At 61.9% G+C, this 19,116-nt stretch carries 17 protein-coding genes and 1 tRNA gene; 6 read left to right on the top strand and 12 right to left on the bottom strand.

Annotated features, from left to right (window positions below):
* Positions 1-188 precede the first annotated feature (188 nt).
* Both nirK and ACXAF5_RS04300 read left to right on the top strand, forming a co-directional pair.
* Positions 189-1,337: a copper-containing nitrite reductase gene (gene nirK, locus ACXAF5_RS04305; protein WP_474947798.1), complete on the top strand. Its 1,149-nt coding sequence runs from the start codon at positions 189-191 to the stop codon at positions 1,335-1,337.
* 91 nt (positions 1,338-1,428) lie between these two features.
* On the top strand, positions 1,429-2,229 hold the full coding sequence (locus tag ACXAF5_RS04300; protein ID WP_474945658.1) for a formylglycine-generating enzyme family protein: 801 nt from the start codon (positions 1,429-1,431) through the stop codon (positions 2,227-2,229).
* A gap of 128 nt (positions 2,230-2,357) precedes the next feature.
* Here ACXAF5_RS04300 and yidD read toward each other — a convergent pair whose 3' ends face one another.
* The 3 genes from yidD to rpmH form a co-directional block, all read right to left on the bottom strand.
* Positions 2,358-2,612: a membrane protein insertion efficiency factor YidD gene (yidD, locus tag ACXAF5_RS04295; protein WP_474945657.1), complete on the bottom strand. Its 255-nt coding sequence runs from the start codon at positions 2,610-2,612 to the stop codon at positions 2,358-2,360.
* Between the two features lie 168 nt (positions 2,613-2,780).
* Positions 2,781-3,248 (bottom strand): ribonuclease P protein component, encoded by a 468-nt coding sequence (gene rnpA / locus ACXAF5_RS04290; protein ID WP_474945656.1) that lies wholly within the window; start codon positions 3,246-3,248, stop codon positions 2,781-2,783.
* 32 nt (positions 3,249-3,280) lie between these two features.
* Positions 3,281-3,415, bottom strand: coding sequence for a 50S ribosomal protein L34 (gene rpmH / locus ACXAF5_RS04285; protein ID WP_005980833.1), 135 nt, complete (start codon positions 3,413-3,415; stop codon positions 3,281-3,283).
* A 406-nt stretch (positions 3,416-3,821) separates the two neighbouring features.
* Here rpmH and ACXAF5_RS04280 point away from each other — a divergent pair, with 406 nt between their 5' ends.
* The 4 genes from ACXAF5_RS04280 to ACXAF5_RS04265 all read left to right on the top strand — a co-directional run bounded on the left by ACXAF5_RS04280 (position 3,822) and on the right by ACXAF5_RS04265 (position 7,673).
* Positions 3,822-4,559, top strand: coding sequence for a TVP38/TMEM64 family protein (locus ACXAF5_RS04280; RefSeq protein WP_474945655.1), 738 nt, complete (start codon positions 3,822-3,824; stop codon positions 4,557-4,559).
* A gap of 3 nt (positions 4,560-4,562) precedes the next feature.
* On the top strand, positions 4,563-5,978 hold the full coding sequence (locus ACXAF5_RS04275; protein ID WP_474945654.1) for a dihydrolipoyl dehydrogenase family protein: 1,416 nt from the start codon (positions 4,563-4,565) through the stop codon (positions 5,976-5,978).
* 28 nt (positions 5,979-6,006) lie between these two features.
* Positions 6,007-7,392 (top strand): sensor histidine kinase, encoded by a 1,386-nt coding sequence (locus ACXAF5_RS04270; protein WP_239359998.1) that lies wholly within the window; start codon positions 6,007-6,009, stop codon positions 7,390-7,392.
* A gap of 204 nt (positions 7,393-7,596) precedes the next feature.
* A tRNA-Arg gene (locus ACXAF5_RS04265) sits at positions 7,597-7,673 on the top strand.
* A gap of 1,018 nt (positions 7,674-8,691) precedes the next feature.
* Here ACXAF5_RS04265 and ACXAF5_RS04260 read toward each other — a convergent pair.
* The 9 genes from ACXAF5_RS04260 to ACXAF5_RS04220 all read right to left on the bottom strand — a co-directional run bounded on the left by ACXAF5_RS04260 (position 8,692) and on the right by ACXAF5_RS04220 (position 19,041).
* A complete protein-coding gene (locus ACXAF5_RS04260; RefSeq protein WP_474945653.1) occupies positions 8,692-10,098 on the bottom strand; it encodes a sulfatase family protein in 1,407 nt (468 codons plus the stop codon).
* 10 nt (positions 10,099-10,108) lie between these two features.
* Entirely contained in the window at positions 10,109-11,044 is a 936-nt protein-coding gene (locus ACXAF5_RS04255; protein WP_474945652.1) for a carbohydrate kinase family protein, read from the bottom strand.
* A complete protein-coding gene (locus ACXAF5_RS04250; RefSeq protein WP_474945651.1) occupies positions 11,044-12,060 on the bottom strand; it encodes an SIS domain-containing protein in 1,017 nt (338 codons plus the stop codon). The genes ACXAF5_RS04255 and ACXAF5_RS04250 overlap by 1 nt, the downstream gene beginning before the upstream one ends.
* Before the next feature lie 8 nt (positions 12,061-12,068).
* The gene (locus tag ACXAF5_RS04245; protein ID WP_239360007.1) at positions 12,069-13,076 is read right to left on the bottom strand and encodes an ABC transporter ATP-binding protein; all 1,008 of its coding nucleotides are present in this window, start codon (positions 13,074-13,076) and stop codon (positions 12,069-12,071) included.
* A 3-nt stretch (positions 13,077-13,079) separates the two neighbouring features.
* Complete coding sequence (locus tag ACXAF5_RS04240; RefSeq protein WP_239319006.1) at positions 13,080-13,910, bottom strand: carbohydrate ABC transporter permease; 831 nt, start codon at positions 13,908-13,910, stop codon at positions 13,080-13,082.
* On the bottom strand, positions 13,907-14,854 hold the full coding sequence (locus tag ACXAF5_RS04235; protein WP_474945650.1) for a carbohydrate ABC transporter permease: 948 nt from the start codon (positions 14,852-14,854) through the stop codon (positions 13,907-13,909). Before ACXAF5_RS04235 ends, ACXAF5_RS04240 begins: the two co-directional genes overlap by 4 nt.
* Positions 14,855-14,917: 63 nt before the next feature.
* Positions 14,918-16,183, bottom strand: coding sequence for an ABC transporter substrate-binding protein (locus tag ACXAF5_RS04230; RefSeq protein ID WP_474945649.1), 1,266 nt, complete (start codon positions 16,181-16,183; stop codon positions 14,918-14,920).
* A 48-nt stretch (positions 16,184-16,231) separates the two neighbouring features.
* Positions 16,232-17,776 carry a CehA/McbA family metallohydrolase domain-containing protein gene (locus ACXAF5_RS04225; RefSeq protein WP_474945648.1) on the bottom strand — a complete coding sequence of 515 codons (1,545 nt, stop codon included), beginning with the start codon at positions 17,774-17,776 and terminating at the stop codon, positions 16,232-16,234.
* On the bottom strand, positions 17,773-19,041 hold the full coding sequence (locus tag ACXAF5_RS04220) for a Gfo/Idh/MocA family protein (protein WP_474945647.1): 1,269 nt from the start codon (positions 19,039-19,041) through the stop codon (positions 17,773-17,775). The genes ACXAF5_RS04225 and ACXAF5_RS04220 overlap by 4 nt, the downstream gene beginning before the upstream one ends.
* Positions 19,042-19,116: the final 75 nt, after the last annotated feature.

Genomic DNA, 19,116 nt, shown 5'->3' with positions numbered 1-19,116 from the left:
GGTCGCGGGGCATCCTGCGGGCCGGCTTGCCCGACAGCCGACGCGCCGAGGCCCGCGATATCGCCTACATTTGCCCCACGTCTGCCAGCGTGAAACGAGCGCCAAAGCTTGCTCTCGCGCAACGTTCCGACGGGGCACAGGCTCTAGACTCGTCTCCAGCAGCAATCCTAGCAAAGAGGAACTTGACGATGCTGACGAGAAGAGCCGCGCTGATGGGAGCCGCTGGTCTGGCCTCAATCCCCGTCCTCGCAAAGGCAGCCAAGGCCGAAGAAATCATGGACACCTCGATGGCAGCTCCAGTCGATCTGTCGAGCCTGAAGCGCATTAAACACAAGCTGGTGCGCCCGCCCATGGTGCACGCCCACGAGCAGGTCGCGCCACCCGAACCGCGCATCGTCGAATTCGACATGCAGATCGTCGAAAAGGAAGTCCAGGTCGACAACGGGGCCTATCTTCAGGCCATGACCTTTAACGGGTCCATCCCCGGGCCGCTCATGGTGGTGCACGAAGGCGACTACGTGGAGCTGACGCTCTACAACTCACCAGAGAACATGATGCAGCACAACATCGACTTCCACGCGGCCACCGGTGCGCTGGGTGGCGGCTCTCTGACGCTTGTGAACCCGGGCGAAAAAACAACACTGCGCTTCAAGGCAACCCGCCCCGGGACCTTCGTCTATCACTGCGCCCCCGGTGGACCAATGATCCCATGGCACGTCGTCAGCGGCATGTCGGGCGCAATCATGGTGCTGCCCAGAGGCGGCTTGACCGACGAAAACGGCGCCGCTGTGCGCTATGATCGTGTGTTCTATATCGGCGAAAACGACTTTTACATCCCGAAGGACGCCGACGGCGACTACAAACGTTTCGAAGACATCGGAGAGAGTTACCCCGATACGCTGAACGTCATGAACGGGCTGATCCCCAGCCATGTCGTGTTCAATGGCAAGGTCGGCGCTCTCACCGGGGACAATGCGCTGCACGCTTCGCAGGGAGAAAAGATCCTCTTTGTGCACAGCCAGGCCAACAGAGACAGCCGTCCGCACCTGATCGGCGGGCATGGCGACCTCGTGTGGGAGACCGGTAAATTCAACAACCCACCAGAACGTGACCTTGAAACCTGGTTCATCCGGGGCGGATCGGCGGGGGCCGCGCTCTACGAATTCCTGCAGCCGGGCGTCTACGCCTACGTGAACCACAACCTGATCGAAGCGGTCAATCTCGGGGCGACAGCCCATGTGGTGGTGGATGGAGACTGGGACAATGACCTGATGGAACAGGTGCAGGCGCCGGTCGAATACAACGCCGCCTACGACGGCAAGACCGCGTTGCCGTGACCCGTGCGGCGCTGTCGCACGTCAACGCGATCACACAGGAGCCGGCGGTCGGAAACCCGACCGTCGCGCTCGCTGAACGGAGGTGCCCCGGATGAAGGCCCGCATTCTGACCTGTGCGGCTGTTGGCGTCGCGGTTGCTCTGACCCTTTGGCCGGCGCGGCAGGAGCCGCCATTTGCGCCGCCCCCATTGATTCAGATCCCGCGCGGCACAGTCGCCTGGGCACCGCTGGGGAATTTCTCGCACGCGGGCAAGGCTGGCACCCCACGACCCGTCACGGTGGCAGTGCCCTCGTTCGAAATCATGAAATATCAGGTCAGCCGGAGGCAATATCGCGCCTGCGTGGCGGATCTGGTCTGCGCTGCCGCCCCCGGCACCGGCACCGGCAATGGCAGCGCGCTGCCGCAAACGCAGGTCAACTGGCAGGACGCCACCACCTTTGCCACATGGTATTCTGAGCGCACCGGCGAAAACTGGCGCTTGCCCACAGAAACCGAATGGCAACTGGCCGCCGCCGAGCGCTGGGGCGATGCCGAAGCGGACCGCTCAGATCTCGATCCCGGGGAACGGATGCTCGCGCGCTATGAACGGGGATTGCTGCTGCGCGGCACGGCAACCTCCCGATTGCGCCCGGCCGGTAGCTTTGGCGAGAACAGCTTTGGCATCGCGGATGTCGCCGGCAATGTCTGGGAATGGACAAACGGCTGCGTCTGGAGCGGGCGCCTGCGGGCGGATGGCTTGGTTTTGGATCCGGAGACCTATTGCGGTGTCCGCATCGCCGGTGGGCTGCACAGGGCTGCGGTGGTGGACTTCATCCGCGATGCCAGCGTGGGCGGCTGCGCGGTGGGATTGCCGCCCGACCATCTCGGTTTCCGCCTGGTGCGGCAGGACTGATCTGCCCGTGCCGACGACGTCGCATGGCCTGCGTTCCCCGGGCGGGTGGTACCCCATACACGGTGTGTCGCCAAAGGGTCGCCGCCAATGCGTCCCTGACAGCCAGAAATCCGGCGCGGCCCCAAATATCAGGACCCGCAGCGGTGGTCATGGTCCGGATCAGCGCCGGGCACCGGATCGTAACCAGCGCCACCGAAAGGATGACAGCGGCCGATCCGGCGCAGCATCAACCATGTGCCTTTGAAGGGACCGTGCCGCTCCAGCGCCTCTAGTGCATAGGCCGAACAGGTGGGCTGGTAACGGCAGTTGAAACCGACCCAGGGGCTGAAGAGCAGCCGATAGCCACGCACGGGCAAGGCAATGAGGCGGGCGAACAATTGCATACGCAACAGATAGGTTGCAGTGACCAGAGGTGCAACAGTGCGGCAAGCGCAGGGCGATCCACCGGAGTCCGCGCCGCGCCAGCGGCGCCGGGCCCAACGGGAGGACTTGCATTTTCAATGCTGGTCCGACGGGCGGGAGCCCCCCCCGGCGGGAGCCCCCCCGGTCCTTCAGGCCCCGTGGATCTTGCGCAGCGCGTAGACAAAGTCGCGTTGCATCTGATCGAAGGGGCAGGTCGTGGTTTCTCCGGCGCGTCCGATCAGCACGTAATCCCAGCCGGGTTTGCCGTGTTCTTTCAACAGCAGTCGCGCGATTTCACGCAGGCGGCGCTTGGCGCGGTTGCGGGTGACCGCGTTGCCGACCTTCTTGGAACAGGTAAATCCAACCCTGAACGGCCCATCATCGCCGCGCCTGCGGCCCTGAACCATCATCGACCGCGTGCCCTGTTTGCGCGCACGCGCAGCCGCGAGGAAATCACCGCGTTTGGTCAAAAGCTCCATGCCCGCCCGAATCTTGGCAGGCTTGGACGGGCGCGGGGCACGGCTTGTCTTGGGGGTGGCAGATGCACAAACGGACACCGCCGGAGGCTGTGTTCCCTGGTCAGCTTTGCCGTCCATGGGAGCCTCCGGCGGTGTCATATCCGTCAGAACCGGTCGTCTGAGCGCGAAACTTATGCGCTCAGGGACTTACGACCGCGTGCGCGGCGTGCGTTCAGGATTTTGCGGCCTGCTTTGGTGGCCATACGCGCACGGAAGCCGTGGCGGCGTTTGCGAACCAGGTTCGAAGGCTGATAGGTGCGTTTCATCGCTCCGGTCTCCAATTGTCTGTCATCGGGTACGGCGCGGAATCGCCCCCCGGGGTCTATCTCGAGGCCCGGTCTCTAGACCCCGGATGCCCTCCTGTCAAACCCAATGGGCGCATTTTCCGTCCCCGGCGCCACAAAACTGTCAAAAAACAGCAACGAGGGCGCGTGGCGTGATCAAATGACCTCCGCCAGCCGTGCCTGACAGCCCGCTCTTGTCCCACAGAGAATCACCAGAACGCAAATGTTTCAATTCCCGTCCCCGAAGGCCCGGATCATCACGAAACCGCGCCATGGCTTCAAGCGGGCGTGAGAGTGGCTGAACCGCCCTCGCCAGATCCGCATCTTCGACGTAGAGCAAGACAGAGACATCGGTGCCCCGGCGCCGTGCGCCCAAAAGGATCTGAGCATGATGAGCAACCCCTCTTCTCCCCCTCCGCAGAAGCGATGGCTTCGGCAGGTGCCCTTTGCCCTCGTGGCGCTGGCTGCGCTTGTGGGGGCGGTGACGCTCGGAGATGTGCTGTCCTTCGAAACCCTGAAAGAGAACCGTTCGGACCTGCTGGCGTTCCGGGACCAGAATTATGCCGCACTGGTGCTGGCGTTCCTCGCCGCCTACATCGTGATCGTCGCCTTCTCGCTGCCGGGCGCAGCGGTTGCCTCGGTCACCGGTGGTTTCCTGTTCGGCCTGTTTGCGGGCACGATCTTCAATGTGGCGGCCGCCACCATCGGGGCGATCGGGATCTTTCTGGCGGCGCGCTGGGGACTGGGCGCGACCCTTTCTGCCCGGATCGAGGCCAACGGAGGCCGCATTCAACGGTTGAAAACCGCCCTTCACGACACCGAGATCGAGGTTCTGCTGCTTCTGCGCCTGGTTCCGGCTGTGCCCTTCTTTGTGGCCAACCTGCTGCCCGCGCTGGTGGGGGTGAAGCTCTGGAACTTCTTCTGGACCACCGCGGTGGGTATCATTCCCGGCGCCATTGTCTTTACCTGGATCGGTGTCGGGCTGGGGGATGTCTTTGATCGGGGCGAAACCCCCGACCTCACCCTGTTCTGGGAGCCGCATGTGATTGGCCCCATCCTCGGGCTTTGCGCACTGGCAGCCCTGCCCATTCTGGTTAAGGCCATCCGCGGCAAGACGGAGATTTGATCCATGAACACCACGACCTGTGATCTTCTGGTGATAGGCGCGGGATCCGGCGGCCTGTCGCTGGCTGCGGGCGCAAGCCAGATGGGAGCGGATGTGATCCTGCTCGAAGCGCATAAAATGGGCGGCGACTGCCTGAACTACGGCTGCGTCCCCTCCAAGGCGTTACTGGCCGCAAGCCATATCGCCCATGCGCAGGCGGACGCTGCGGCCTTCGGGGTCGCCAACCATGCCCCCGAGGTGGACTACCCCGCCACCAAGCACCACGTGCAGCAGGTGATCGACACCATCGCCCCCGTGGACAGCCAGGAGCGGTTCGAGAGCCTCGGCGTCCGCGTGATCCGCGCCCATGGCCGCTTCGTCAGCCCCGCAGAGGTCGAAGCCGGCGATACCCGGATCCAAGCCCGCCGGATTGTGATTGCAACCGGATCCCGCCCCTTGGTACCACCGATCCCGGGTCTGGAGGATGTCCCCTACCTCACCAATGAAACACTATGGGACCTGAAGGAACGCCCGGCACATCTGATTATCATCGGCGGCGGCCCCATCGGCCTGGAGATGGCGCAGGCCCATTGTCGCCTGGGCAGCAAAGTCACCGTACTGGAGGCGCAGAGGGCACTGGGTCGGGACGACCCCGAAGCGGCAGCCTTGGTGCTTGACCGTCTGCGCGGCGACGGCATCGACATCCGTGAACAGACCGCGGCAGAGGCCGTGCGACAACAGGGGACAGAGATCGTGGTCGACACCGGCGCAGGCCCTGTCACCGGCTCTCACCTCCTGGTGGCGGTCGGGCGTACGGCAAATACGGAAGGGCTCGATCTGGAGGTGTCCGATGTCGAGGTCACCCCTGCCGGCATTCATGTCGACGCGGGCCTGCGCACCACCAACCCAAAGGTCTATGCCATCGGCGATGTGGCCGGCCAGGGGCAGTTCACCCATCTGGCGGGCTATCACGCCAGTGTCGTCATTCGCGCGTTGCTGTTTGGCCTGCCCGCCAAGATCAAAACAGATCATATCCCGCGCGCGACCTACACCGACCCGGAACTCGCACAGGTCGGGCTGACCGAGACCGCAGCCCGCGACCGATACGGGGACCGCCTGGAGGTCGCCCGGTTCGACTACGCCCACAACGACCGCGCCATCGCCACGCGCCAGACCACCGGTTTCATCAAAGTGATGGTGGTCAGTGGACGCCCCGTCGGCGCCACCATCGCCGGCCACCAGGCAGGTGAATTGATCGCAACCTGGTCACTGGCCATCGCAAATCGCATGAAGATGAGCCAAATGGCCGCAATGGTTGCGCCTTATCCGACGATCGCGGAGCTTAACAAACGGGTCGCAGGCGCGTATTTCTCCCCGAGACTATTTGAGAATGCTGGCATAAAGCGGGTTGTCCGGCTGGTACAGCGCTGGCTACCCTGAGACACCACCGGGACGAAAACGGGGACGCATGTTAAACACGCTTTCGGGCCGATTCCTGATCCTTACAACGGTCTTCGTCATGTTGGCCGAAGTCCTGATCTTTGTCCCCTCCATCGCCCGGTTCCGTCAGGATTATCTCGAAGATCGCCTGGAACGCGCACAGATCGCATCGCTGGCCTTGCTTGCAGATGATATGATCGAGAGCGATCTGGAGCGCGAACTGCTGGAAAACGCGGGCGTTTACAACGTGGTGCTCCGGCGCGACGAGATGCGCCAGCTGGTGTTGTCTTCCCCCATTCCGCGCCCCATCGGCGGCACCTTCGACCTGCGCGACGCCGGAGCCTTCACACTGATCGGTGATGCGATGATGCGCCTCGCCACGCCACAAAACGACATCATCCGGGTGATTGGCGCGCCGGTGCGCGATGCCGGCCTTCTGATCGAGATCACGATGGAGACCGGCCCGCTGCGCATGGCCATGATCGACTACGGGTTGCGAATTCTGGTCTTGTCGGCGGTCATTTCGGTTCTGACAGCCGTGCTGCTGTTCATCGCGGTCCGGATGGTGCTGGTGAAGCCGATCAAGGGCGTCATCGGCTACATGCAGCGATACGCCGCCGCGCCCGAAGATGCCCGCGGCATCATCACACCCAAGGCAGGCGTGATCGAACTGCGCGAGGCCGAGGAGGCATTGCAGAAACTGCAAACCGAGCTGACCCATGCGCTGAAGCAACGCGAACGGCTGGCGCAATTGGGCGGTGCGGTGGCCAAGATCAGCCATGACCTGCGCAATATCCTCACCTCGGCCCAGCTGTTCACCGACCGCATCGAGATGAGCGAAGACCCCCTTGTGCGGCGGCTGGCCCCCAAACTGGTAAACTCCATCACCCGCGCGGTGTCCCTCTGCGAGGGCACATTGGCGTTTGGCCGAGCGGAGGAACCTGCGCCCACATTCAGCCGGGTGTGCCTGAGTGAGATTGTCGATGATATCGCCGAAAGCGAGAACCTCGTTGCCTCCGACGTGACGGTCGAGATCGTGAATGCGGTTCCTTTGCCGACCATGATCCGCTGTGACAAGGAGCAGATCTTTCGCGTGATCATGAACCTCGTACGCAATGCCCGTCAGGCAATCATTGCGACAGGTCGTGACGGGCGCATCACCGTATCCCTGCGCGAGCAGGACGATGCCTGGTGGATACTGGTCACCGACAACGGCCCTGGCCTGCCCAAGAAAGCCCAGGACAATCTCTTCACCCCGTTTCAGGGCGGGGCGCGCAAGGGCGGTTCCGGTCTCGGCCTGGCGATTGCCGCCGAACTGGTCAAAGGGCACGGAGGCCAGCTCAGCCTCGGCGCGACCGGCCCTGACGGCACCGTCTTCGAGATCTGCCTGCCCAAGGGCGACGGCGCAGTCTAGGCTCGTCCCTCATCGCCCGCGTCTCTTGGCGTCGCCCATGACCAAGCTGGGTTTTGACGCACATACGGCTCCACCTGCCCCCCAGGCGTTGGCGAGCCCCTGCCTGGTCACGGATGCCCTGAAGGCGCCGCGTAGCTCCCCGCGAAAAAAGTTATGATTTGGGGTTGCACCCACCGAAGCGCAGAGATAAACCCCGCCCTCAGTGGACCGATAGCTCAGCTGGATAGAGTACTTGACTACGAATCAAGGGGTCGGGGGTTCGAATCCTCCTCGGTCCGCCACTTCCAAAATTGTTGAACGTCAGACGAAATTGACCTAGGCGTCATAAACTGACCCAATCCACTGTTTTGCCGTGTGGCTTGTTGCGTTGATCTGACCGTCCTTTCGGAAAATCAGGGCTGATTTGCAGGTTCAGTCTTTGAGACTGCCTGTTTCTGCTGATCTGCCGCAAGTTTCAAAAGGCGGGCGAACGCGAGAGGGGGCGAGGCAATGCTATTCGACCGGGTTGGTGCGGCCCGAAGGCGTAGCCGAGGACACGGCCCGGTCTGATCGGATTGCCCGAGGGGGAGGGCAGCGCCCTCTCCCGGACGGCCAGGGGCGTTTGGCTTGCCCAAATCCCACTGGCCCACAAAACAGAAGCGGCAGGGCCATCAGCCCCGCCTCCGTGTTGCGATCCTTCAATATTGAAAACTGAGTTCACAGGTTGCGGGACCGAACCGCTAGTGCTGATACCCGCATCAATGGCCGTAGCCTGCCCCAATCACGACGTTCGCACCAGGCTCAGCGAGGAACCTGCTGCGGGCGCGAACGCTCGTGTCCAAACTCCCTGAACCGGATATTCATCTTGGGACAACTGACGTGAACAATGCTGCGCCCTGGTCGAATGACAGGGAAGCGCAGATATCGACCATTGCAAAGTCTTGGTTTCGATGAACTGGGAGGCGGTCCCACGCTGCACGAGCACCGAAATAAGCCGCCGTTCGCTGCGCCTGTAGCAGCCCAATACCGTCCATCGTCCACTGAGCGGGTCGAAATCCGCTGCGTTCGCGCACGCAGTTGTTTTGTGCGCCTTGCGGTCATTTGCTTTGTTCTGGGCACCAACCACTGACAACTCCAAAGGTCGCAGCCATAATCGAGCCGGACAATCTGGCCTTTCCTCGATGTGTGCATGAGGCAATCTTGCGTGTTTGCAGGCTGCTTACTGAGGTTGTTCTGTGCGATGCCTAAAGATGCCTGCGCGCAAATAGGGAACCCAGCCAGATTTGTGAAGCGAATACAGCGAACGTCGTGAGGCCAGTTTCAGTTCGATTTCGGCTTGTGGTCGTAGGGGCTGTCGGGATCGAAATCGAACCGGTCGGGCAGCCGCAAGCCGTTATTCAGGTGATGTTCTACCGCCATAACCGACACACCGTCGCGATAAAGCCAGGGATCGCGTGTGTCGCGCTGCCAATCCTCCATTTGTCGGCGGAACTCCGACAGCCGCTCGGCATGTTCGGGCGCTTCGGTGAGGTTGTGGACCTCCTGTGGGTCGGCCTCCAGATCGTAAAGCTCTTCTGGCGGCCGGCGAACATAATCGCGCAGAGGTCTTTGCCCGATCATCACCGGATCGACGCGCCGGATGCCTTGCCAGGATAGTGAGCCATAAAGGTCGCCAGAAAACGGGAAATCCAGCTGCCATGCCACATTGCGATGATACTTGTAGCGGGGGGTGCGCAGGAACCGCGTTGGCCAATAGTTGGTGATTTCATGGAACGTGTGAGAACCAAAGACGATGTCCCAACCGGGCCGCATGTCCGCTGCCTCGAGGATGGGCAGCAGCGACCGGCCTTGCCGCTTGCCCTGTGATGTCTCGGCCCCTGCAACATCCAGAAAGGTCGGCAGGAGATCGGTGAAGGACACAAGATTGGGGTTGGCCACACCTGCCCTCTGACCGGGCCTGTGAATGATCAGCGGCAGGTGCACGCCCGCATCAAAGAGTGTGGTCTTTGAGTTCAGAAACGGTGCGCCATTGTCCGACAGGAACACCACCAGCGTCTCCTCGGCCAAGCCGGCCGCGTCGAGCGCGTCGAGCACCTGCCCCACCCCCCGGTCAAGCCGATGGACCGAACGGTAATAGGACGCCAGTTCGTTGCGCACCTCGGGCAAATCGGACAGGAAAGGCGGAACATGTACGTCTTCGGGGGCGAAAACTGGGTCTTCGGCCCCGAATGCGTCGTTGCCGAACCCGCCGCGGGTCTCGTCGCGGTGCGGGTCAACATAGCCGATGGTCAGAAAGAACGGTTGCCCGTCGGCCCGGCGATCGCTGAAATAGGCGCCTGCCTTTTGGGCGACCCACCCCACATCACGGGTGTCGCTTTCTGCGCGGTATGTCCAGGGATACACCTCGGACGGGCCCACATGGACCTTGCCGATGATGCCCGTGTGATAGCCGGCTTCGTTCATAAGCGCGGGCGCGGTGGGCACATCTACGAAGGTCATGAAATGGTGGTAATCGTGGTGCAGGCCGTATTGGCCCGTTTGATGGGTGTGAAGGCCAGTATAGATAACCGAGCGGCTGGCCGAGCAGGACGCGGTTGAGGTGAAGGCCATGTCGAAGCGTGTACCGCGTGCGGCCAGCGCATCAATATGGGGCGTGCGGATTGCAGGTTCACCATAACAGCCCGTCATGCGGCCCAGATCATCTGCGATGAGGAGAAGTATGTTCAAGCCGCTCTCCTTAGGCCAGAAGCTCGGACAGCTGGAACGCGCCCGTACTGCGTGGAAAAATCCGGATCACAGCGCTGGCCACAGCGCTGCCTGCGCGCAGACAGGTTTGCAGATCCAGCCCGACCTGAAGGGCTGCTAAAAAGCCTGCGTTGAACGCATCCCCCGCGCCGATCGTGTCGAAGATATCGGCGCGCGGGCTTGTCGCGGAGACAGTCTCCCCATCGCGCAGCGCAATCGCGCCGTCCGGCCCGCATTTGACCACCAGCACGCAATCCTCCGGCAGCTGGCCTACCATGGCGTCGAGCCCGCCTTCGACACTGTCTGCCCCGGTCAGTCCCACCAGCTCTTTGTCATTGATGAGCACCAAGGCGCTTTCGGCGATCCAGCCCTGCACCAGCGCGCGGGTCGTGTCTGTCCAGCCATCGCCCGGCCAGCCCGGGTCGATGGCGATTTGTGCCCCCCGCGCGCGCAAGTCGCGCATCAGTGACAGACTGTCCCGCGTCAAGGCTGGCAGTGCAAAGGCTCCCGACATCATCGCCAGAGCCCCGTCGAGGGGCCAATCGGCCAGCCCCGCGCGCACCTGCGCCATGTCGAAACGATCCAGATGGCCGGGTGTCGAAAAGAAGGTGCGCTCTGCCCCCGGATGCAGCAGGCCGAATGTGACAGACGTGGGGGCCTCAACCCGCGCGATCCGGTCCAAAGGGGCTGCGAAGGCTTCTGCTATCATGGTTCCGACGGCATCCGAACCGGCCGAAGCGATCAACCCCGACACAGCACCAAGCCGTTGCAATACGAGCGCCGTGTTGGCCGCGGAACCGCCAATGCGGCTGTCTGCGCGGTCCAGGAAGATTTCGGTCCCCTGTTCGGGCCAGTCAGCCAAAAGCCCGCCCACAAGATCCAGATTGGCATTGCCTATGACAGCGATGGGGAATGGTGCGGCTTTCATCAGGCGACCTCGGCGCTGGCAACCTTGGAAGACCGGCGCGGCAGGCCCGCATCAGGCAGGCGGCGCGCGGCGGCGCTGACAAGGATATCCTGAATCACCGGCAGCGCTGCAACCGCCAGAGCAAGGCCCTTTTGCGGGGTGAGCGGCACGGTAAGCGCACCGCGCACGGGAGCCCGCCCCGAAGCATCGATAATGATCGGCGCGATCCCGTGCGCCACACATTCCTCGGCCAGAAGCGAGAGGTCGTCGCGGTCCTGGCATTGACCGCGCAGCAGGATCACCGCGCTCTCTTGGTCGATCATCTCGAACGGGCCGTGGCGGAACTGCCCGGCCTCTAGTCCCAAAACCGGCAGGCGGGCGATTTCCATCAGGCACAGCGCGGCGGCGTCCATCACCCCCTGCGCCCCGCCACCCCTTGCGACCATGATCGCAACGGGTGCAGGGACCAACCGGTCAATAGCGGCATCGGCCTCGGCCGGACGCGGCGATGCCCCCGCCGCAAGAGCGACCTCGGCGGCCGAGATATCGTGCCCCAAGGCCTCAAGAATAGCCGCATGCAGCCCCAGTGTGATAAGCTGCGAGCGTGTCGCGGCATAGGCAAGCTCGCGCCCGCCCACACCCACAAGGGAGGGCAGTTCCGTCGCAAGCGGGCTGTCCTCCTCAAGTGTCAGGCCATAGGCCACGGGGCTCACCATCCCGCGCTCGATCAGGTGCAGCACCTCGCCCGAGCGGCCCGATTGCGAGGTGACCAACATTGCGGGATCACCGGGCAACGGTGCGCGCATGTATTCCGAAACCACATGCTCCGTCGTATCAAGCCCGGCGGCGCGGTAAAAATCCCCCACCGCACGGTTGATCCAGTGCGAGCCGCCCATGCCCAGAAGCGCCAATCGCCCCCGCGCGCGCAACGCCTCGGCGATGGGCCTTGCACTGTCCCGCGCCGCCCGCAAAGAGGCCAGCGCATCACTGTGTTGCCGCGCCATCTCTGTGCGCAGTTGGTCGATACCTTTGCTCATGGTTATTCTCAGCCCGAAACAGGCTGCCCTTTCGCATCAAACAGATGAATGGAAGCCGGATCAGGCGTCAGATGCACAGCCTCTCCGGCCTGAACCTCCGCCCGGCCCTCGATCCGGACATTGACGGTCCCGATGCCCTCGACATTGACATGGACGAAGGTATCAGAGCCCAGACGTTCGGTCAGTATCACGCGGCCGCGCCAATCGCCGTTTTCATGGTCCAGCGCGATATGCTCGGGTCGAATGCCATAGCATTCTGCGCCGTGGGCTTGCGCAACAGCACCATTCAAGAAATTCATCCGCGGGCTTCCGATGAACCCTGCCACAAACTGGCTGGCGGGCCGTTCGTAGAGTTCCATCGGCGTACCCACCTGTTCGACAACCCCGCCGTTCAGCACCACGATCCGGTCCGCGAGCGTCATCGCCTCGACCTGATCATGGGTAACGTAGATCATCGTTGTGTCTGGCAAACGCTGGCTCAATCCGGCGATTTCGAGCCTTGTATCCACCCGCAGGGCTGCGTCGAGGTTCGACAGCGGCTCATCAAACAGAAACACACGGGGATCGCGGGTGATCGCACGGCCAATGGCCACACGCTGCCGTTGCCCCCCCGAAAGCTGTTTTGGCTTGCGGTCAAGCAGCCCTTCGATTTGTAGCATCTCCGCAGCTTTCTCGACCCGAGCCTTGATCTCGTCTTTGCCGAGCTTGGCCTGTTCCAGACCGAAAGACATGTTCTCGAACACGGTCATATGCGGGTAAAGCGCATAGGATTGGAAAACCATCGCGATCCCCCGCTTGGCGGGCATCTCATCATTCATAGGTTTGCCATCAATCAGCAGATCCCCGCCAGAGATGTCCTCAAGCCCGGCAATCATGCGCAGAAGTGTGGACTTGCCACACCCCGAGGGGCCGACAAAAACAACAAACTCCCCTTTCTGAAGCGACAGATTGATGTCGCGCAGCACCTCGACGTTCCCGTAAGATTTGGACACGTTGATAAGTTCGACAGTCGCCATGTTTTATCCTTTCACAGCACCGGCGGTCAGGCCGGACACGATCTTGCGTTGAAATACGAGGACGAGCGCCACCAAAGGCAGGGTCACGATGACCGAAGCCGCCATGATGTTGCCCCATGGGATCTCGAATTCGCTGCGCCCCGAAATGAGAGCAATTGCGACCGGGACCGTGCGCTGGCTGTCCGTCGACAAGAAGGTGAGCGCAAACAGAAACTCGTTCCACGCGTGGATGAAGGCCAGAAGCCCCGTCGTTACCATCGCAGGCCACATCAGGGGGAGGAACACGCGGCGAATGATGGTGAACGACGAGGCTCCGTCCATGATCGCTGCCTCTTCGATCTCGACCGGGAGGTTGCGCATGAACGTCGTCAGCACCCAAACCGTAAAGGGCAAGGTAAAGATCATGTAGGAGAACACGAGGGACCAGAGGGAGTTGAACAGACCAAAGTAGCGTATGACCTCAAAAAGCCCGGACAGCACCGCGATCTGTGGGAACATCGACACGGACAGGACCGTGAGCAACAGCAGCCCCCGCCCCCGGAAATGGATGCGCGACAGGGCAAAGGCGGCGGTGATCGCGAGGAAGAGCGACAGGATGACCACCACACTCGCCACGAAAACAGAATTCAGGATCTGCTTGCCGAACACGCCCCCGGACAGCATGGCCTGATAGTTTGCGAAGTTCAGCGCCTTTGGCAGGTAGTTCACTTCAAACAGCGCCTGCCCATCCTCGAGCGAGGTAAGGATAGCGTAGTAGAAAGGGAAGATCGCCTGCAGAACGATGATTGCGACAAGGGCGTAGAAGCCCGCAGTTTGCCAAAGAGCAGGTTTCATGAGCGTTTACCTTCCAGATCCATGCGAGTGGCCATGATGAACGTGATGGTGATCAAGGCGATCACAACGAACAGCAACGTGGATGCGGCCGAACCATAGGCGAATTGGTCAAAATCAAAGAGGTTCTCACGCGCATAAACAGACATGGTCCGCGTCGCATCGGTATTGGGTGTCAGGACATAGACGATGTCGAAGACACGCAGCGCATCGAGAGCACGGAAGACCACAGCCACAAGGACGGCCGGCATGATCAATGGCAGCGTCAAGCGGCGGAACACGCGCCAGGCCGGCACACCGTCAAGCTTCGCAGCCTCGTAGATGTCACCCGGCACCATCTGAAGCCCGGCCAGAATAAGCAGCGCCATAAAGGGCGTCGTCTTCCAGATATCGACCATCATCACGGCGACCATTGCGGTCTCCGGTGAGGCGGTCCAAGCGATAGGTTCGGAAATCAGACCGAGCGCCATGAACATATCATTGATGATCCCGAACTGGTCATGCAGCATCCAGGCCCACATCTTGGCTGAAACGATGGTCGGGATCGCCCACGGGATCAGAACAGCCGCGCGGACAAATGCACGGCCCCGAAATTGCTGGTTCAGCACCAGCGCGATGATGAGGCCAAAGACAGTTTCGAAAGAAACCGAAACGGCGGCAAAAAGGATCGTGTTCCAGACAGAACGCCACCAGCGGGGATCGGCCAGCAAGCCGTAATACTGTCCCTCGCCATCGCCGAAATCGACATATTCAAGGTAGTTGCGGAACCCCACCCAGCGGGCTTCGCTCATCAGGTCGAGCGACGCATCGGTGAAACTGAACCAGACCGTGCGGCCAAGCGGCCAAGCGGCGACGACCAAGAGCATCACAAGCATCGGCGCCAGAAACAACCAGGCCGAGCGGGTGCGGCTTCGAGATAGGCGCGATCTTTGTTCTGTTTTAGCCATGGCTGCCTCCGTTGTGGTTTCCGGGCGGCCATACCGCCCGGAACAGGTTCTTAAAATCAGGCTTTACCAGCGCGGCCCGCGCAGGCGTTTCAGCTCGTTCTCGAGGCGGGACAGGTTCGTCGCCGCATCGCCATCGCCGGACATGGTGTTGTGAACAGCTGTCCAGAACGCCGCCGAGACTTCGTTGTATTTGCGCAGTGTCGCGGCCGATGGACGCGGCAGGGCATTGTCGACCACAGGCTTCCAGAGGGGGATGAACTCCTGCTGCTCGGCCACTTCAGCGTCTTCGTAGACAGCATTCAGCGTTGGTGGACGCGATGTGACGATCGCGCGTTCCTTCTGGTTTTCATAGTTGGTGAGGAAACGCGCCAATTCGATCGCGGCTTCCTGGTTCTCGGAATAGCGCGAGACCCCCAAATTCCAGCCCCCCAGCGTCGCGGACGAGGACATGCCCTCACCGCCAGATGGAAGCGTCGTCACTGCGAAGCTGTCGCGCACCGGGCTGTCTTCGCCTGCGGCGAGTGCGTAGGCGTAGTTCCAGTTGCGCATGAAGACCGCATTGCCAGACTGAAAGACACCGCGTGCATCTTCTTCCTTGTAGTTCAGAACACCCTCAGGGGCGATGCCGCCGACCCAGCTGGCCGCAAGGTCAATTGCCGCGGCGGCCTGCGGGTTGTTGATGTTGATGGACCCGTCCAATTCGACAATCCGGCCACCGCCGGAGCTGTTGATCCATTCCTGCGCATTGCAGGTCAGGCCTTCGTAAGCCGCGCCCTGAAAGACGAAGCCCCACATGTCGGTGTTACCCTCTGCCCGTTCGCCATCCATGACGACCTGCGCCGCCTCGGTCAGCTCCTGCCAGGTGGTCGGGACCTCTTGGTCGTATTTCTCCAGAAGGTCTGTCCGATAATAGAGCGCAGGCGCACCAAGGAACATCGGCAGCGCGACCAGCTTGCCATCCACTGTCTGGCTTTCGATCGCAGCGGGTACAAAGTCGTCCACGATATCTGCCACATGAGGCTTTAAATCTACGAAATGCGACGCCAGCTGCGGTGCCCAGATCACATCAAGCCGGTAGACGTCGATATCGCTCGATTGCGCCGAAAGCCAGAGGCGATACTGACCGAACTGATCGGTTGTGCTTTCCGGCATTGAGACGATCGTCACAGTGTGACCCGTCTCCGCTTCGAAACGATCAAGTTGTCCGCGCAGGACCTCTTGGTCACGGCCAACGGAGCCGTGGACAATCGTCAGATCCTCTGCGATCGCACCGGTCGACAAGAGCGTCGTTGTCGCGATCCCGGTCATGAGATTTCTAAAGTGTTTCATGTTTTCCTCCTGTCATGATTTTGGTCTTGGTCTTATTTTTTTTTGCCCTCACGTGACGAAAATCGGTGAGGTCCAGGCCATCTGGCCGCTTTGCTGTCGCAACCGCAGATAGATCGTGTCGCCCGCATCCAGCCGCCCCAGCGGGACAGTGCCCTGCCATTGCCAAAGCTCCGCCCGAGGAAGCTGGTGAAACCGCCAAGCAGGGGTATCGATTGCCCCCAAGTTGCCCGACTTGCCCCCCTCGAACAGACGCGCGGCAGGGATCGCGATATCCTGCCCGCACAGCCGCGCATGGATCACCGCATCCCCGGACAATGCGGCGCGCAGCATCAGGCCTTGCGTCGCAGGAGTGGTATTGTTGGGGTTTGCTTCAGCGGTGACGGAGAAGGTCACGCGTTGCCCGTCCGACTGGATCGTGGGAATCGCGTGGCCACTGTCCTCGCCTTCGAGTGGCGAGACGATCTCGCGGCCGCGAAAGCGCGGCTCGACCGCGCGGATCTCACCGCCCTCGAGCCTGAGTGTACCATCCCAGTCGTGCCGCATTCCCCGCGCGCCCCAGCCCATTTCCAGATGGATCAAGGTCTCGTCGCTTTCTGCGTCGATGGGTGATGGCGTGATGGCGGGGCTGATGCGATGCGAAAGCTGCCCATTGCGGATCACGTCGATGCAGTCGATGGCTCCGCCTGCCACGCCCTCAATCGCCAACTGTGCGTCAGACCCAGCCGTGACCGTGCCGCCCTGCACCGTTTCGCCGATCTGCGCCAATAGATGGATACGGTCGCCGGTTAGCGCATTGGTCCGGCGCGCGCGCATCGCATCCCAGAACGAGTCACGGGCATGTGCGGGGGCATAAAGCGCCATGCGGCCATGTCCGTAGGAGCCGGGAAAGCCACTGTGGTGGTCGGTGTTACCGATGATGCCGAACTGGTGTCCCTGCTCCAGCCCGTAAGCCATGGTTGAATGTCCGTCTACCGGCCCCATGGAATGAAGATAGCCGCGCTCGGTCTCGGACGCTTCAGCGCAGCCGTGCATCGAGAACATTTCGACAAAAGGGGACAGATCGGGGTCGAAGGTGGCCCAATTGATCCCCCGCGCGCCAGTGCGGTAACCAATATGGTGCGGAAAGGCGAGAGCCCTGTCGCCGTAGCGCGCCGAAAGCGCCGCCTTGAGCCCGGCCGGATCGTCAGCCAGCTCCAGCGGCCCGTCCGCCAGATCCGCCAACACGATTGTGTAGTCGCCGTGTGCGCCGGAATGAATCTCGTATCCCGGGAAAACGGTGAAGGCACCGGGCCGGTCCGCCCTGCGCAATTTGTCGTAGTGCCCGGGCCAGGCCGCACGCAGCTTGGCAAAGCCTTTGACGTGGAAATCGACGATATGTGCGACCGAAGGGTCGCCCACCGGCATGTCCGGCCAATGAGCGTGGCCTGTGATCGACACGAAATCAAGCTGCAGCGCCGCCTTGATCAGCGCATCCGGGAAGGAACCATGGCCATAGGAAAGGTCGGAATGGTTGTGAATGTCACCGTAGAACGGGGCAAGACCGAGCGAGGTGGCACGGGGGCACAAGCGATCTGGCAGGGGGGCATTGATCATTGTGCGACCTCCGCCACGGACAGCTTGCGCGGGTCAACCGGGCGGCCGCCCTCGGCAAGACTCATCTGCGCTGCCTTCACCAGCCGCAGCGAGTCCACACCTTCGGCCACGCCCACCGGTGGTGTTTCGCCTTTCAGGAACCGCTCAAGCTTGCGCACCAATTCCCGATCAGCCCCGTAATGAGACGAGCTGCGATCAGGATTCGGGTGGTGCACCATAGAACGGGCGCGACCATGCTGTTCAACGAGGTCGATGTCACCGCTGTGCCGCTCCATCCGCAAACGGCCACTGTCTCCGATGATTTCGAGTGTTTCCTGATCCGTCGCCCACGGACCGAAGATTGCGAAGAACAATGTTGCGACAAGGCCGCTGTCGTATTGCACAGTGACCACGGCGTGGTCGTCGATGTCCGCACCCGGATGATAGACGCAGGTGTCGTTGCGATCATGGACCTCCTCTGCGGTTTGCCAGCTGACATTGGGAACGCGGCCGACGCCTTCGAACTTGTCGATCAGCGTCTCGTGGCGGCGATAGGGGCAATCGCGGTCGCATTCGCTACAGCGCGCGGCCGCGGTCGGATCGGGGGTAAAGATACCCGACACACCACCCGTCGCCGAGACCTGAACAGGCTGGGCCCCATCAGCGATCCAGTTGAGCACGTCGAAATGATGCGATCCCTTGTCATTCAGCGCACCGCCCGACCGCGCGCCGCTGCGATGCCACAGCTGCAAATAGCGCGTGTAGGGAATGACCGACCGAAGCAACACCATGCGCGGGGTGCCGATGCGCCCGCCATGGGCAAGACGCACGGACTCGATCCAGGGCTGTTCGTAGCGACGGGTGAACCCCATCATGATCGGCTGGCCCGACCGCTGCTCGGCCTCTGCGATTTCCTCGGCATCGCTCAGTGTCACCGATATGGGCTTGTCCAGGTAGACCCGCTTGCCGTGGGCCACCGCCCGTTCGACGGGTTCACGATGGCTGTCAGTGTGGGTTGTCACAATAGCAAGGTCCACCGCCGAATCCGCAGTCGCTTCATCGAGTGTCGCGAAGACCCGAACCTCGTGGTCCAACCCGACGGACCTATACACTGTACTCAGGTGCGCGGCGGCAAGTTCGGCACGGTCGGCCAGACGGTCGAACACGCCGATCACCCGCAGCCCCGTATCGCGCGCGGCCTCGGCGATGCGGCTGCCGATGAAATAGACGCCGCGCTCACCGGCCCCGATGATGGCAATTCCAAAGCTGTCATCCGATTTTGACATCAAAGCCCCCAGTATGTCTTCTTGGGGCGAGCCTAAGTGAGTATAATTAGCCCAACAACGATAGCTATACTCACC

The sequence above is a fragment of the Epibacterium sp. ABV4_022 genome (assembly GCF_056159345.1).
Note: the sequence above shows the minus strand (reverse complement) of the source record. Positions and strands in the feature narration are given on the sequence as shown.